We start from the raw sequence: 14,609 nt of genomic DNA, 5'->3' as shown, positions 1-14,609 counted from the left end.
CGGCATCGCCCACCTCCACAACATCATCCTCGCGGGGTGACACCAACACCGTTGCCGGGCAACGCCTTCACCGAGTTACGAGACGTCCTTTAGACAAGGGCCGCGAACCGACGCTGCTCGGCTGGGGCGCCAGCCAGTCGCGGGCGCCAGCCAATACATCAAGGCGTCGGGCGAAGAAGTTGTCTCGCTACCGGCACTTTCTATGTCATCCATCAAGGCGTCGGCAACAGAGAGGTCTCCGTTAGATTCACACTCCCCGACATCCGGCGGCCTGCGCCTCGGGCTGCTCCCTAGCCGGGCCGTCGGGGCCATCGCAGTCCTCGCCGCCGTGCCGCTCGGTACGCGTATAGCCGCCGGCATGCAACTCGCCGCAGTCATCGTACGTCGAGCGTCGATCTGCCTCGCCGGCGGACGGGATGACCTCGATCACGAGGCCTCGGTCGATGCCGTACTTGTCGCCGGTGGTGTCACCACCGGGCAGGTCGGCAGACGCTCGTGAGGTATAGCCGTTCGGCCGCCCGAGCAGGTTGTTCGGATCGGTGTCTTCGTCCTGCACGACGCCGTGAGTAAGCCCGATTCTTGCCGCAGTCAGCTTTGTGAGCACCGCCTTGGCGTCGAGCTTCACAGGGGGCGCCGGCGGCAGGACTCGGAGCTGGGGCGCTGGCCGGGGCCGGGAGGAGCCGGTGGTGTTCGCACCTGATTCGTCGCTACTGGCACAACCAGTCATACCGACCGCGGCGGCTACAACGAAGGTGATGATGCCCGTTCGGATATGCACTCGGCACATCATTGTCGGAAGCGGTCGAAGCACCGCTGCTCGGAAGCAGCCCTTGCCACAGGTCAGCCCGAGTAGGAATGGGGTGGTGTCCTGGAGCGCGTGGAACCGGGGGTGATGGTTTCATCCGCTGGTCGCGTAGCGACCGTCGCCTACCTCTCGGGTGTAGGGGCGATGGTGGCGAGCGGGGTGTGGTTGGCCGGTCATGGCGGCGAGAGCGGTGGCGACGGCGTGCAGGTCGGCCTTGATGTAGGTGGTGGTGGCGGGTCCGCGGCGGTCGGTGTGGCCGGCGTAGGCGTGGGCTACGCCGTAGCCGAAGTGGCGTTCCACCCAGGTGAGGGTGGTGTGGCGCAGCCAGTGGGTGGAGATGCTCTGCGCGGCGACCGAGGGCAGGCGTTCGCCGATGCGTTTCCAGAGGTGGTCGTAGCGGCGGCTGCTGATCGGTTGGCCGTTGCGGTAGCGCAGCAGCCGGTCGGTGGGCAGGACCGTGTCCCGGGCGTGGGCGTGTTCTTGGAGGCGTTCGGCGAGGGTCGGGGTGACGGGTTGCCAGCGCGTTCGCGGACGGCGTCGGCGTCGGGCTGGTCGAAGATCGTGCGGACGAGGGTGGCGATCCACGGCTGCGCGGACTTCGGGACTTTGGTGAGCAGGTTTCGCAGGTAATGGGTTCGGCATCTCTGCCACGCGGCTCCGGGCAAGGCCGCGCCGATAGCCTGCACCAGGCCGGCGTGGGCGTCGGAGATGACCAGGCGGGCCGCACGGGCGGCTGTCAGGAAAGGACGGCGTCCACAACCTCGGTGGCCCGCCACTCGTGCTGGGCGTACAGCCACCCGAACGCCGACACCTGCACCGTCTGCGCGGCGACGGTCAACGGAAGATCCTGCCAGCCGGGGACCTCCAACAGGGCGGTGAGGAACTGCCGGGTGGCGTACTCGGGCTTCATCAGGTCCGGAACAGCGCCCCAGCCGGTACTGGGCCGCTGCTGGAAGAGCCCGACCGAGTCGTGGTCCCAGCCGATCGCCTGGTGCGGATAGTTCTGCGACTCCGGCAGCACGCCGCTGGCGTAGTTGTACAGGTTGCTCTCCTGCATCGCCGTGGCTACCGCGATGACGAGCGCCCGGCGGGGGACATCCATCTTCTGGCCGGTGCGGACGATCGTCGTCGCGTTGTCCATCTGCGCCTTGTCCAGCCCGGCGACCGGGGTGATCGGCTTCGGCTTCGGCTTGGGCTTCGCGGTCGCCGTGACCGAGGGGGTGGGCTCGGCCGTCGCCGACGGGGAGCTTGAGGGGGTTGGGCTTTCGGTGACCGGGGCGGCGGACTCGCGGGCCATTCCGCGGGAGGCGGCGTCCGCTTCCGCCCGCTGGGCGATCTCGGCGCGCTGGTCGGGGGCTGGTGACTGGTCGGCGGGGTTGGCGGGAATCAGGGTGAAGCCGACCAGGCCGAGGCAGCAGGCCGCACCGCTGACGATCGCCATCCGGTTAAGGCGCCGCCGGTCGGCCCGGTTATCGAGACCGGCGAGGCCTGCGAGCCGCGACAGGGCATTGGAGAGTCGGGGCTTGAATCCACTGGCCGGCTGATCGATGGAGGGAACATCGTCCGAACGGTCAGCCGGTCCGCCGAGGCCGTGATGGTCGTCGAGGTTGCCGTCGTTACGCATCCGACGAGGCTAGGCAAGAGCTGCAGCGATTACATAGGGTGATCATGTGGCTCTGGCCACACTTTCCCATCGACAACCGGAGCCCCAGGGCCGCTTCGGCAGCGACGAGGAGAACCCGCGCCGTCTGGGCAAACCGGTCATTCTTTCGGCGCCCAGCACGGCAGGGCAGGAACCCCCGCAGGAGGCGAAGCACCTCCAGATGATCGACTAACTCAGCCTTTCGGGTGATATCGGGTTCAACCGTTCACGACAAGACCGATAGCAAATCAGCGCATTCACCCTATTTGATCACCGCTTCCCACCACCGGGATGACCACGGCCCAGACAAGCGTGCGGTAGGGGCACGGGGCGGCGATGACGTAGATGCTCGTCCTGCCGGATTGAGTCCGGCGCCGTATACGAAGCCTTCGGCAGGCGGGGTAAGCGCCTGGTCGTTTCTACGCTTGCCTCTGCATCGCAGCGCCCATGACGCAGCGCCCCTGGGACCCGCTCGATCCGCGATGCTGCCAGTGCGTGCCCTGATGTTTGCTGCTTGGCGGTCAGCCGCGCTTCATGAGGCGGCCGACGGCGGCCATCATCTCGGTGGCCATCTCGTCGGCCCGGCCTTCCGCCGCCCCTTCGTGCATGCAGTGCCGGGCGTGCCCGTCGAGCAGGCCGAGGGCGACCTTGTCCAGGGCGGCCTGGATCGCGGAGATCTGCGTGAGCACGTCGATGCAGTAGCGGTCGTCATCGACCATCTTCTCGATGCCGCGGACCTGCCCCTCGACGCGGCGCAGCCGCGCGAGCAGTTGGTCCTTGCTGGCGGTGTATCCCCGGGTCGGGGTTGGCGTGGCGGTCATCCGCCAACTATAGCCAACCCCCCGGGGGTATTCCCAGTCAGTCTTGCCGTCGGCGGGACAGCGGTCATTGGGTCGGCATCCAGGCCGACGCCGCACTGCCGACAGGGGCGGGAGCGCGGCGTCGACCTGGGCCGGGGCCACGGTCAGGCCCGAGCCGCCTCGTACCCGGCTTCTTCGAGTGTCTCGACGACGCGGGCATCATCGACGCCGTGGTCCGCCCGCAGCGTGGCGCGGCCGGCGGCCAGGTCCACCTCGACGGCGTCGACGCCGTCCAGCTCACTGAGCAGGTTCTTGACCTTGTTGGCGCAGCTGTTGCAGGTCATGCCGGTGACCTTGTACACGGTTGTACTCACGATCGCACTCCTCACTCATACCCGGCAGGGGTATCTGTTCGTCCGACCGTACGTCATGGCAGATGCCTTCGCAACCACGGCGAGGCAGGGGCATTCGCCGCAACGTGTCGCCTGCCGCTTGCCGGCGACACATACCCCTCCCCCCTACGTGTATATGCTGTCGGCTACCCAGAGGGGGTATGACGCATGGAGGTGCGAGGTGGACAAGATTGTCGTGGTCGGGGCGTCGCTGGCCGGGCTGCGTGCCGTTCAGGCTCTGCGCAGAGAGGGCTTTGCGGGTGAAGTGACGCTGATCGGCGCGGAGCCGCACGACCCGTACAACCGGCCGCCGCTGTCCAAGAGCGTTCTGCGGGGCGACGACGATGTCGTCTTGCCCGGGGCGGAGGAGTTCGACGGGCGTTGGCTACGCGGCAGGACGGCGGTGCGCCTGGACACCGTCGACAGGGCGGTGGTCGTAGATGACGGCACGGTGGTTCCCTATGACGGCCTCGTCATCGCGACCGGAGCCCGGCCGCGGCGGCTGGCCGAGCACCCGGCTGGCGTGCACACGCTGCGGACACTCGAAGACGCGCTCGCTCTGCGCGCCGCCCTGGCAGAACGCCAGCGGCGGGTCGTGGTGATCGGCGGCGGCTTCATAGGCGGCGAGTTCGCCTCGACCGCGCGGTCCCTCGGTCATGTGGTCACGGTCGTCGACAGCGCGGCGCACCCCATGCTCGCCGCCCTGGGCGCCGATGCCGCCCGCTGGCTGGGCGCTCATCACCGCCGCAACGGCGTGGACCTTGTCTCTGGCGTGCGTGTCACCGGCTTTCACGGCACGACGCGGCTCGCCGGCGTACGGCTTGCGGACGGAGAGGTGATTCCGGCAGACCTCGTGGTCGCCGGCATGGGCGTGGTGCCCAATACCGAATGGCTGGACGGTAGCGGTCTCACCGTTGAGAACGGCGTGGTGTGTGAGCCGACTCTGCATGCCCGGGGCGCGGACGACATCGTGGCCGCCGGGGACGTGGCCCGCTGGCCACACCAGTTGTTCGGCAACACCTTGGTCCGGGTCGAGCACTGGGCCAACGCCAATGACCAGGGTGCGGTGGCCGCGCTGAACCTGCTGGCCGGGCCAGAGCACGCCACGCCGTTCGCGGATGTGCCCTCGTTCGCCACGAACGTGCACGGCGCACGGATCCAGATCGCCGGCCTGCCGCATCTGGCCGAGGAGGCGAAGCTGGTCACCGGAACCTTCGAGGACGACCAGTTCTCGGTCGGTTTCACCGCCAACGGCCTGCTAGTCGGCGCGGTGGCGGTGAACTCGCCAAAAGACTTCGTCCGCCTGAAGCGGGGTGTCGCGGCGGGCAACCCACTGGAGCTGTGAGCTACCCGCACGGGGCAGACCCGAGCGTGGTCCCGATCACCGAGACCGGGACTTGATACCCCCAGGGGGTATCGGTAATCTATCGACATCGGGCGGACGGCGGCTCGGGCCGCCGAGCCGCGAGTGTCATCGACATCAACAGAAGGACGGTCGTCATGGAGACCAGGACCTACACCGTTATCGGCATGACGTGCTCGCACTGCGTCAACTCCGTCGGGTCGGAGATCGGCAAGATCCCCGGCGTCACGGACGTGCAGGTGGATCTGACCAACGGCACCGCGACCGTCACCAGCGATCGGCCGCTGGACGACGCGGCGGTCGCCGCGGCGGTCGACGAGGCCGGCTACGAACTGGGAAGGTAGTCATGCGAACTTCGATGAAGCTGGGCGCGTACGCGCTGGGTTTGGCGGCGGTGTTCACGGCCGCCCTCGGGGCCGGAGATGTGGCCGGGACGGCCCCGGCCGCGCCGGCGTCACACGACGACGTTCACGCCGGCGGCAACGCCGGTGCCGGGGAGCACAGCACTGCCGGGGAGGACGGCGGGGGTGGGCAGCTGCCGGCCGGCCTGCAGGTGACCCAGGATGGTTACCGGCTCGCGCCGGTGTCCGCGACCCTGGCCACTGGTGCGCCTGAGGAGTTCCGCTTCCGAGTGCTGGGCGCGGACGGCGCCCCGGTCACCCGGTATGTGACCAGCCACGACAAGGATCTGCACCTGATCGTGGTGCGCCGGGACCTGGCCGGCTTCCAGCACCTGCATCCGACGCTGGCTGCCGACGGCACCTGGTCGGTGCCGATCGCGGTCGCCGCGCCCGGGCAGTACCGGGTATTCGCCGACTTCCAGCCTGACGGGCACGCCGACGGGCTGACCCTCGGCGTGGACGTGCCGGCACCGGGTGACTACCGCCCGGCGTCGCTGCCGACCCCGGCCCGCACCGCGACCATTGACGGTTACGCCGTCACGCTTGACGGCGACCTCACGCCAGGCGGGTCCTCGACACTGACCCTGTCGGTCAACAAGGACGGGCGGCCGGTGACCGACTTGGAGCCGTACCTCGGCGCCTACGGGCACCTGGTGGCGTTGCGCGACGGTGATCTGGCGTACTTGCACGTGCACCCCGACGGCACGCCCGGCGACGGGCGTACGGCGGCCGGGCCGCAGGTCACCTTCCACACCGAGGTCCCGTCCGCCGGCGCCTACCGGTTGTTCCTGGACTTCCAGCACGGCGGGAAGGTCCGCACCGTCGCGTTCACCGCGGTGGCCGGACAGGCCGGCCCGGCCGGAACCGCGTCGAGTGCCGCCACACCGGCGCCCACCACGTCCGCCGGTCACGGCGGGCCGGGCCACACCCACGGGTAAGGAGACAACGACATGACATCCGTCGGTAACCGCTTGCAGGTGGCGCCGAATCAGATCGAACTGTCGATCGGGGGGATGACCTGTGCCTCCTGCGCCTCTCGCATCGAGAAGAAGCTCAATCGCATGGACGGGGTCACCGCCACGGTCAACTACGCCACCGAAAAGGCGAGCGTGACCTTCCCCGACGGCCTGACGCCGGCCGATCTGATCACGACGGTGGAGAAGACCGGCTACACCGCCCGGTTGCCAACGCCGCCCCAGCCGCCCGGCGAGGGACCCGTCGAGGAGACACCCGCGGCCGATGAGTTGAGCGGGCTACGGACCCGGCTGTGGGTGTCGCTGGCGCTGTCGGTGCCGGTGGTCGCGATGGCGATGGTGCCAGCGCTGCAGTTCACCAACTGGCAGTGGCTGTCCCTGACCCTCGCCGCACCCGTCGTGGTGTGGGGTGCGCTGCCGTTCCACAAGGCCGCGTGGACGAACCTGCGCCACGGTGCGGCCACCATGGACACCTTGATCTCGATAGGCACCCTGGCGGCGTTCGCCTGGTCGCTGTGGGCGCTGTTCTTCGGCACCGCCGGCACGCCGGGCATGACGCACCCGTTCAGCCTCGACATCGGCCCCAGCGACGGGGCGGGCAACATCTACCTGGAGGCCGCCGCCGGTGTCACGACGTTCATCCTCGCTGGCCGGTACTTCGAGGCCCGGTCCAAGCGCCGCGCCGGCGCGGCGCTGCGGGCCCTGCTCGAGCTCGGCGCCAAGGACGTCGCGGTGCTTCGTGACGGGGTGGAGATCCGCGTGCCGGTCGCCGAGCTGACGGTGGGAGACCGGTTCGTCGTACGTCCAGGAGAGAAGATCGCCACCGACGGCGTGGTCGAGGAAGGCACCTCTGCGGTCGACGCCAGCATGCTGACCGGCGAGTCCGTCCCCGTCGAGGTCAGCCCTGGTGACGCGGTGGTCGGGGCGACGGTCAACGCCGGCGGCCGCCTGGTGGTACGGGCAACCCGGGTCGGCGCCGACACGCAGCTGGCCCAGATGGCCAAGCTGGTCGAGCAGGCGCAGACCGGCAAGGCAGCCGTACAGCGCCTGGCGGACCGCATCTCCGGCGTGTTCGTGCCGATCGTGATCGCCCTCGCGGCGGGCACCCTGGGCTGGTGGATTGGCGCCGACGCCGGGCTGACTGCCGCGTTCACCGCCGCGGTCGCGGTCCTGATCATCGCCTGCCCGTGCGCCCTCGGCCTGGCCACCCCGACCGCCCTGCTGGTCGGCACCGGCCGCGGCGCCCAGCTCGGCATTCTGATCAAGGGGCCTGAGGTGCTGGAGTCGACGCGCAGGATCGACACGGTGGTGCTGGACAAGACCGGCACCGTCACCACCGGCCAGATGACCCTCGTCGAGGCCATCGCCGTGGACGGGCAGGACAGCGACGAACTGGTACGCCTCGCCGGAGCCGTCGAGGCAGCCTCGGAGCACCCGATCGCGCAGGCAGTCGCCCGCGCCGCCGCCGAGCAGCACGGCACGCTGCCGCAGGTGTCCGACTTCGGCAACCTGGAAGGCCTCGGCGTACGCGGCACCGTCGACGGTCACGACATGCTCGTCGGCCGGCTGCGGCTGCTTGGCGAACAGGGCTGGCAGGTGCCGGTCGACATCGAGCGGGCCACCGCCGCCGCGGAGGCGGCCGGGCGGACCGCGATCGTGGTCGGCTGGGACGGCACTGCACGGGGAGTGCTGGCCGTTGCGGACGTGGTCAAACCCACCAGCAAGGAGGCGATTGCAAAGCTCCGTGCGCTCGGGATGACCCCGGTGCTGCTCACCGGCGACAACACCACCGTCGCCCGAACAGTGGCAGCCGAGGTCGGCATCGACCAGGTCATCGCCGAGGTGCTGCCCGCCGACAAGGTCGACGCGGTCAAGCGGCTCCAAGCAGAGGGCAAGGTCGTGGCAATGGTTGGCGACGGAGTCAACGACGCCGCTGCCCTGGCCCAGGCCGATCTCGGTCTTGCCATGGGCACGGGGACCGACGTGGCGATCGAGGCGTCCGACCTGACCCTGGTCCGGGGCGACCTGATGGCCGCCGTGGACGCGATCCGGCTCTCCCGCCGCACCCTGCGAACCATCAAGAGCAACTTGTTCTGGGCCTTCGCCTACAACGTCGCCGCCCTGCCACTGGCGGCAGCCGGGCTACTCAACCCCATGATCGCCGGCGCCGCGATGGCCTTCTCCTCGGTCTTCGTCGTCGCCAACAGCCTACGACTGCGCCGCTTCACCACCGTCCAGTAACAGAACCACCGCCCCGCGCCGCTGCCACCCGCCGAGGTGGCAGCGGCGCGGGGCGTATTGCTGACGAAGCCCAGAGTGTCGACGCCGCTGTGCCAACGCCGGCTGGATTTTCTCAGGCGGAGCCGACAGCTGGCATGGAGTGTTCACGTCCCTCGCCAGGGCGCGCCCAGTGCCGTACGCCACCTATGTCGTAAGCGGATCCTTACGGCCGGAGAAATTTCGAAAGCCACGGTGAGAGGACCGCGTCGACAAGCTTCCCGCTCACCGGGGTGCCGGCAGGAAGATCGGTCTGGCGAGGCATCGCAACCCGCTACGACAAGACCCCGAGAGCTACCTCGCCGGCCTCCACCTGCGCGCCTCGGTGATCTGAAAAAGGTGCTCACGCGGACAACCCGTTGATCAAGAATAGGATGCAGCAGTGACCGGCGGTGAGCGGGGGCAGTCGATGGCGCAGGTGAACACGGCGGAGACCGGGCAGGGCGACGCCGGCCGCCGGGATACCGGCGCCGGGACTTGGCACGCGCGCATCCGCCGGGCGATAGGCGCCGCCTCCCGGCCGAGCCCCTGGAAGCGCGGCCTGGTGCTCGCGGCGCTGGCGCTGCTGCTCGGCCTGATCCTGCTGCTGCACGCGCAGATCACGGACCGCGGCGGCCTCGGAAGCCTGGTGGAGACCTTCCTGCCGTGGTTCGGCCTGTTCATCCCCGTGCTGCTGATCGCGGCGCTGTGGCGTCGTTCCGCCTCCGCGGTGGCCGCGCTGCTGCTGCCGGCCGTGGTGTGGCTGAACCTCTTCGGCGGGCTGCTTGGCGACAAGTCCCGCCCGGGCGGCGACCTCACCGTGGCCGAGCAAAACGTCAACGCCGACAACCCCGACCCGGCCGGCACCGCCCGCGCCCTGGCCGCCTCCGGTGCGGACGTGCTGGCCCTGGTGGAGCTGACCCCGCAGGCCCTAGGCACGTACGGGAAGGAACTGGCGAAGGCGTACCCGTACCACACGGTGCAGGGCACGGTCGGGCTGTGGAGCAAGCTGCCGCTGTCGGACACTCAGCCGGTCGACATCCAGATGGACGCCGGGCCGCTGGCGGCCACCAAGCCGGACGACATCAAGATGGCCTACAACCGGGCGCTGCGCGCCACGGTGGCCACGGACCATGGGCCGCTGGCGGTGTATGTGGCCCACCTGGGGTCCGTACGGGTGAATCCCAGGGCGGGCTTCTGGACGACCCATCGGGACAGAAACGCCCAGGCGCTCGGCGAGGCCATCGCCGCCGAGCGGAACGAGCGGGTGGTGCTGCTCGGCGACCTGAACGGCACCGTGGACGACCGCGTGTTCACCAGCATCACCTCGCAGTTGCGCTCGGCCCAGAGCGAGGCCGGGAACGGCTTCGGCTTCACCTGGCCGGCGAAGTTCCCGCTGGTGCGGATCGACCAGATCCTGGTCCGCGGCGTGAAGCCGGAGAGCTCCTGGGTGCTGCCGGCCACCGGCGGCGACCACCTGCCGGTGGCGGCCAGCATCAGCTGGTGAACACCGCGTAAAGCTCCGAATCCGTCTTGGAATCCGGGAGCGCGCACCTCAGGCGTGATAGAGGATGATGACCAAGGGTCACCGGCTTCTCCGAGTCGGCGATAAGAGCTCACCCGGACAACCCATTGATCACAACCCGATACGTGCCCTAGGCGCCCACGCCCGCAGCCCGAGATCGGCGCGCCCTGGTAGGGAGTACGGCTCGCACACCAACCTTGACGTGAAGATTTGGGCGCGCCGCGCGGCGCGCCCAGCGGGTCCTGCCAAGCAGGCTTCGGGTAGCACTGCCTCTTCGCCTGGTCGACCACGCCCTCGCACATCGTGGTGTGTCGTTCGCACCTGCACCTGCACGTGTTCGATCGGCTGGCATGAGGGTGGCCAGCCGATCGAACGTGCTGCGGGTGTTGAGTTGGTTCGCTGAGGTCAGCCGATCGGGGTTGGCTGGGTCTCGGCGGCGGTTTCCTGCCGGGTGGTGGTGCGCAGGGTGAGCGCGGCGAGCACCGCGCCCAGCGCGGCGATGGCGGCTGCACCGAGGAAGGAGGCGGAGAACCCGTCGGTGAGGGCGGGCCGGTTCCCGAGCTGGTCGGCGCCGAACGACGCGGCGACCGCAGTCATCGCCGCCAGGCCGAGCGCGGACCCGACCTGGTAGCTGGTGTTGACAATCCCGGAGGCGAGACCACCCTCCTCGGGGCGGGCGCTGGAGATCGCCGTGCCCAGGGAGGGAATGAAGGCCAGGGACATGCCCAGCGCCGCGACGAGGGAGGCGGGCAGGACGTCGACCCAGAAGTTGCCGTCGGGGCGGATCAGCGACAGCCACCCCATCCCGACGGCGAGGACGGCGAGCCCGGTGACCGTCATGGCCTTCGGACCGAACCGGGCGATCGCCCGTGGGGCGAGGACGATCATGCCAATCATGATCAGGATGGTCATCGGCAGCAGCGCGGCGCCGCTGGGGAAGGCGCTGTAGCCGAGGACCTGCTGCAGGTACAGGTTGAGGAAGAACCACATGGGGATCCACGCTCCGCCCAGCAGCACCTGCGCCAGGTTCGCGGCACCGAGGTTCGGCGTACGGAAGATGGACAGCCGCATCAGCGGTTCACGGCGGCCGGCCTGGATGGCCAGGAACACCGCGAGCAACGCCACCGCGCCGCCGAGCACCAGCCAGGTCTGGGCGCTGGCCCAGCCCACCTCCGGCGCCTGCACGATGGCGTAGACGGCGGCGGCCAGGCCGGCGGTGACGGTGAGCCCGCCGGCGATGTCGAGGGAACCGCGGCTGGCGCCGCCGGCGGGCATCAGCGCTGGGGTGGCGAGGACGGCGAGCACGGCGATCGGGATGTTGATGTAGAACACCCAGGGCCAGCTGACGTACTCGGTGATCAGCCCGCCGAGGAAGACACCGGCGGTGCCGCCTGCCGGTGCCGCTGCCCCGTACAGGGCCAGAGCCTTGGTCAGCTCCTTCGGCGTGGCGCCGAAGAGCATCATCAGCAGCGTCAGCGCCGACGGCGCGATGAGCGCGGCGCCGACGCCTTGGACGGCCCGGGCTGCCAGCTCGACCGCCACGCTGTCAGCCAGACCGGCTACGACGGACCCTACGAGCAGGATCAGCCAGCCCGTGGTGAACATGCGCCGTGCGCCGAACAGATCGGACAGACGACCGCCGAGCAGCAGCAGGCCGCCGAACGCCACGACGTAGGCGTTGAACACCCAGGACAGGTTCTCCGGTGAGAAGCCGAGATCGGCCTGCATCTGCGGCAGTGCGACGCCGATGATCGACGTGTCCATGATGACCATGAACTGGGCGAGCGCGATGAGCCCTAGGGCCCACCACCGCTTGGATCCGCTTGACATCTCCACCACTCCTCTAGCCCCTGGGGGGTATGGGTAACGGGAAAAGGTGTACCCCCTACGGGTATAGAGTGTCAAGCGATTCGCCACGGATCCCCTTGCGGGAAGCAAGGATGCAGCCCTCTTGTCGGGGATACCCCGGCCGGGTATGTTGATTGCCCGACAGAGAGGTGGGCAGGGCATGGACCACGGCTACATCAAGGACAAAGGCGATTACCTGCGGCGGCTTCGTCGCATCGAGGGCCAGGTCCGCGGACTGCAGCGGATGGTCGACGAAGACGTTTACTGCACCGAGATCCTCACCCAGGTTTCGGCGGCGACGAAGGCGTTGGAAAGCGTCGCGCTTGGGCTGCTCGACGAGCACCTGGCCCACTGCGTTGTCGCGGCCGTCCAGGCCGGCGGCCCGGATCCTCAGGCCAGACTACGGGAGGCATCTGACGCCATCGCCCGACTTGTCCGCTCCTGATCCCTCCTGCCGCCGGCAACCATCGGGTTGCCGGGAGATGCTGGCGTGCACCAGCGAAACCAGCTGAGGCCTCGCCACCGTCGACAGTGGCGCCGCGTCGGCTCGGTCGCCGTCACCAGCGCAACCCCGCTGCAGGCCGCCGACATCCGGACCGCCGTCCAACCGGCCGGTTACCGGCTCGTCAGCTGCCCGGGCCGGCCGCGCCCGCCGACGTCACCCGAAGTCACGGCGGACGAAGCGGCCCCGTCCGGTATCGCATCCCTTACGCCGAGAGGAGACCGACATGACCGGTGAAAGCCTTGGGCACCACAACGGCCGCCCGGTTCACTTGGTGCTCCACGGCACCGCATCGTGTCCCGGCGCCGGTCGCAGCAGAGCAATGCGCGAAGCCGCCGGCGTCACCGACCACTACGCCTACCTCGACGAGGACAAGGCCGCGACAAGGCTCGTCAGGCGACTGCAACGCCGCGTTCCCACCCTGGCGCAGCCGGACGGCAGCTACCTAGTCGAGCCCACCGACAAGGACTTGCGCCCCAACCTCCTCGCACGACAGGGCGCACCCGACATTCCCACCGGCTGACCGATCAGCGCAGTCCCCGGCTCCAGGCGAGGACGGACCGACGCACCTGGGGCTGATCCACAGCACCGATGCCGGCCTTTCCTGGCAGAGCCTATCCCTGTCTGGACAGGCCGACTTCCACCTGCTGCGTTCTTCCGGCGTCATCGTGTACGGCCTCGATTCCACCAGCGGAACCCTGATGGCCAGCAGTGATCGGATCACCTGGCAGACGCGCTCCACGATCGATGCCTACGATGTGCCCGTCGATCCCAGCCGCCCGGACACCCTGCTGGCAACCACTGATCAGGGCATCCTCCGCTCCACCGACGGCGGCCGCACCTGGGCTCCGGCCGGCGGCCCACCAGCGCTCCTTCTGCACTGGTCCCCGCGAGAACTGGTAGCGATCACGAAGGACAACACACTGATGCGCTCCGTCGACGCGGCGGCGACCTGGTCGCCGACCGCCGGCCGCGCTCCGGCTGCCCCGGCCGCCCTCACCCCTGCATGAAAACATCATCTACCTGGCCACCCAGGAGGGCCGGGTGCTGCATAGCGCCGACGGAGGCGTGACACGGCGGCCGATGACGCCCTGAACCGGAACCCGACCGGCTCCACCCCTTGATGCGAATGCGGCGGCCCGGTCGGATCATCCCGACCGGGCCGCCGTTCGTGCGTGTGTCAGTGCTGTCCGGGGGTGAGCTTGACCCGGCGCAGCAGCTGGGCGTTCAGCGCCACCACGATGGTGGAGGCGGACATCAGCACCGCACCGACCGCCGGGCTGAGCGTGAACCCAGCCCAGGCCAGCGCTCCAGCGGCAAGTGGGATCGCCACCACGTTGTAGCCGGCGGCCCAGACCAGATTCTGGATCATCTTCCGGTACGACGCGCGGGACAGCCGGATCACGCCCGTGACACCACGCGGGTCCGACGAGGCCAGGATGACCCCCGCGGACTCGATGGCGACGTCGGTGCCGGCGCCGATGGCCAGGCCGACGTCGGCGCGGGCCAGGGCGGGGGCGTCGTTGACGCCGTCGCCGACCATCGCCACGGTCAGCCCCCGGGCTTGCAGCTCGGCGACCGCCCGGTCCTTGTCGGCGGGCAGCACCTCGGCGAAGACCTCGTCCACCCCCGGCCGGAAGCCCAGGTCGGCGGCGACCGCCTCGGCAACCGGACGGGCGTCGCCGGTAATCATCACGATCTTCTTGACGCCCTGTTCGCGCAGGTCGGAGATGGCCTGGCGGGCCTCCGGACGGACCTCGTCCTCCAAGGCGAACGCACCCACCGCGGCCGGCTGGCCGGTCTCCGGCAGACGGATCAGATGCAGCACCGCCGCACCACGGGCCGACCATCCCCGCGCAACGGTGTCCAGCTCCTCGGGAACCTGCGCGCCGAGTTCCCGCAGCAGGGCGGGGCCACCCACCGCCCAGGAGGCACCGTCGACGACGGCCTGGACCCCCCGGCCTGGCAGGGACCGGAAGTCCCGGGCGGTCGCCCGCAGCCCCCGCTCCTGCGCGACCTTGACCAGAGCCTTGGCCAGGGGGTGTTCGCTGTCGGCCTCGACCGCGCCGGCGATCCGCAACACCTCCTCCTCCGTCGTGCC

15 protein-coding genes and 1 pseudogene are annotated in these 14,609 nt (G+C 69.6%); 8 read left to right on the top strand and 8 right to left on the bottom strand.

Annotated features, from left to right (window positions below; genetic code table 11):
* Positions 1–247: 247 nt before the first annotated feature.
* The 6 genes and pseudogenes from ABT006_RS34295 to ABT006_RS34270 all read right to left on the bottom strand — a co-directional run bounded on the left by ABT006_RS34295 (position 248) and on the right by ABT006_RS34270 (position 3,621).
* On the bottom strand, positions 248–625 hold the full coding sequence (locus ABT006_RS34295) for a hypothetical protein (protein WP_350712630.1): 378 nt from the start codon (positions 623–625) through the stop codon (positions 248–250).
* A 273-nt stretch (positions 626–898) separates the two neighbouring features.
* A complete protein-coding gene (locus tag ABT006_RS34290) occupies positions 899–1,390 on the bottom strand; it encodes a site-specific integrase (RefSeq protein WP_350712631.1) in 492 nt (163 codons plus the stop codon).
* Positions 1,327–1,533, bottom strand: a pseudogene (locus ABT006_RS34285) (transposase); the annotation flags it as partial. The pseudogene ABT006_RS34285 and the gene ABT006_RS34290, both read right to left, overlap by 64 nt.
* A gap of 8 nt (positions 1,534–1,541) precedes the next feature.
* Positions 1,542–2,246 (bottom strand): peptidase M23, encoded by a 705-nt coding sequence (locus ABT006_RS34280; protein WP_350712629.1) that lies wholly within the window; start codon positions 2,244–2,246, stop codon positions 1,542–1,544.
* A 722-nt stretch (positions 2,247–2,968) separates the two neighbouring features.
* Positions 2,969–3,268 carry a metal-sensitive transcriptional regulator gene (locus ABT006_RS34275; RefSeq protein WP_350712628.1) on the bottom strand — a complete coding sequence of 100 codons (300 nt, stop codon included), beginning with the start codon at positions 3,266–3,268 and terminating at the stop codon, positions 2,969–2,971.
* A 143-nt stretch (positions 3,269–3,411) separates the two neighbouring features.
* Positions 3,412–3,621, bottom strand: a complete 210-nt coding sequence (locus ABT006_RS34270; protein WP_350712627.1) for a heavy-metal-associated domain-containing protein — start codon at positions 3,619–3,621, stop codon at positions 3,412–3,414.
* Between the two features lie 199 nt (positions 3,622–3,820).
* Between ABT006_RS34270 and ABT006_RS34265 the strand changes: the two genes are divergently transcribed.
* The 5 genes from ABT006_RS34265 (at position 3,821) to ABT006_RS34245 (ending at position 10,140) form a co-directional block, all read left to right on the top strand.
* A complete protein-coding gene (locus ABT006_RS34265) occupies positions 3,821–4,984 on the top strand; it encodes an NAD(P)/FAD-dependent oxidoreductase (RefSeq protein ID WP_350712626.1) in 1,164 nt (387 codons plus the stop codon).
* A 155-nt stretch (positions 4,985–5,139) separates the two neighbouring features.
* Positions 5,140–5,346, top strand: coding sequence for a heavy-metal-associated domain-containing protein (locus tag ABT006_RS34260; RefSeq protein ID WP_350712625.1), 207 nt, complete (start codon positions 5,140–5,142; stop codon positions 5,344–5,346).
* A gap of 2 nt (positions 5,347–5,348) precedes the next feature.
* Complete coding sequence (locus ABT006_RS34255) at positions 5,349–6,341, top strand: DUF8832 domain-containing protein (RefSeq protein WP_350712624.1); 993 nt, start codon at positions 5,349–5,351, stop codon at positions 6,339–6,341.
* 12 nt (positions 6,342–6,353) lie between these two features.
* Positions 6,354–8,618: a heavy metal translocating P-type ATPase gene (locus tag ABT006_RS34250; protein ID WP_350712623.1), complete on the top strand. Its 2,265-nt coding sequence runs from the start codon at positions 6,354–6,356 to the stop codon at positions 8,616–8,618.
* 418 nt (positions 8,619–9,036) lie between these two features.
* Complete coding sequence (locus tag ABT006_RS34245) at positions 9,037–10,140, top strand: endonuclease/exonuclease/phosphatase family protein (protein ID WP_350712622.1); 1,104 nt, start codon at positions 9,037–9,039, stop codon at positions 10,138–10,140.
* A gap of 423 nt (positions 10,141–10,563) precedes the next feature.
* On the opposite strand, the gene ABT006_RS34240 is transcribed toward ABT006_RS34245, so the two are convergent.
* Complete coding sequence (locus tag ABT006_RS34240; protein ID WP_350712621.1) at positions 10,564–11,988, bottom strand: MFS transporter; 1,425 nt, start codon at positions 11,986–11,988, stop codon at positions 10,564–10,566.
* A 178-nt stretch (positions 11,989–12,166) separates the two neighbouring features.
* Here ABT006_RS34240 and ABT006_RS34235 point away from each other — a divergent pair, with 178 nt between their 5' ends.
* From ABT006_RS34235 to ABT006_RS34225, 3 genes are all read left to right on the top strand, one after another.
* Positions 12,167–12,451, top strand: coding sequence for a metal-sensitive transcriptional regulator (locus ABT006_RS34235; protein ID WP_350712620.1), 285 nt, complete (start codon positions 12,167–12,169; stop codon positions 12,449–12,451).
* Between the two features lie 283 nt (positions 12,452–12,734).
* The gene (locus ABT006_RS34230; RefSeq protein WP_350712619.1) at positions 12,735–13,031 is read left to right on the top strand and encodes an NrdH-redoxin; all 297 of its coding nucleotides are present in this window, start codon (positions 12,735–12,737) and stop codon (positions 13,029–13,031) included.
* A gap of 145 nt (positions 13,032–13,176) precedes the next feature.
* Positions 13,177–13,518, top strand: coding sequence for a WD40/YVTN/BNR-like repeat-containing protein (locus ABT006_RS34225; protein WP_350712618.1), 342 nt, complete (start codon positions 13,177–13,179; stop codon positions 13,516–13,518).
* Between the two features lie 170 nt (positions 13,519–13,688).
* Here ABT006_RS34225 and ABT006_RS34220 read toward each other — a convergent pair.
* Positions 13,689–14,609 (bottom strand): HAD-IC family P-type ATPase (locus ABT006_RS34220; protein ID WP_350712617.1); only part of this gene is annotated, 921 nt, incomplete at its 5' end.

The sequence above is a fragment of the Micromonospora sp. NPDC002717 genome (assembly GCF_040295705.1).
In the GTDB taxonomy this organism is placed as follows: domain Bacteria; phylum Actinomycetota; class Actinomycetes; order Mycobacteriales; family Micromonosporaceae; genus Micromonospora.
This window is presented reverse-complemented; position numbering and strand designations above follow the sequence as displayed.

What these genes read in the sequence shown, in the direction of transcription:
- ABT006_RS34235 (WP_350712620.1), top strand. Translation starts at nt 12,167, where the DNA reads ATGGACCACGGCTACATCAAGGACAAAGGCGATTACCTGCGGCGGCTT.
- ABT006_RS34230 (WP_350712619.1), top strand. Translation starts at nt 12,735, where the DNA reads ATGACCGGTGAAAGCCTTGGGCACCACAACGGCCGCCCGGTTCACTTG.
- ABT006_RS34240 (WP_350712621.1), bottom strand. Translation starts at nt 11,988, where the DNA reads ATGTCAAGCGGATCCAAGCGGTGGTGGGCCCTAGGGCTCATCGCGCTC.
- ABT006_RS34260 (WP_350712625.1), top strand. Translation starts at nt 5,140, where the DNA reads ATGGAGACCAGGACCTACACCGTTATCGGCATGACGTGCTCGCACTGC.
- ABT006_RS34280 (WP_350712629.1), bottom strand. Translation starts at nt 2,246, where the DNA reads ATGGCGATCGTCAGCGGTGCGGCCTGCTGCCTCGGCCTGGTCGGCTTC.
- ABT006_RS34255 (WP_350712624.1), top strand. Translation starts at nt 5,349, where the DNA reads ATGCGAACTTCGATGAAGCTGGGCGCGTACGCGCTGGGTTTGGCGGCG.
- ABT006_RS34275 (WP_350712628.1), bottom strand. Translation starts at nt 3,268, where the DNA reads ATGACCGCCACGCCAACCCCGACCCGGGGATACACCGCCAGCAAGGAC.
- ABT006_RS34250 (WP_350712623.1), top strand. Translation starts at nt 6,354, where the DNA reads ATGACATCCGTCGGTAACCGCTTGCAGGTGGCGCCGAATCAGATCGAA.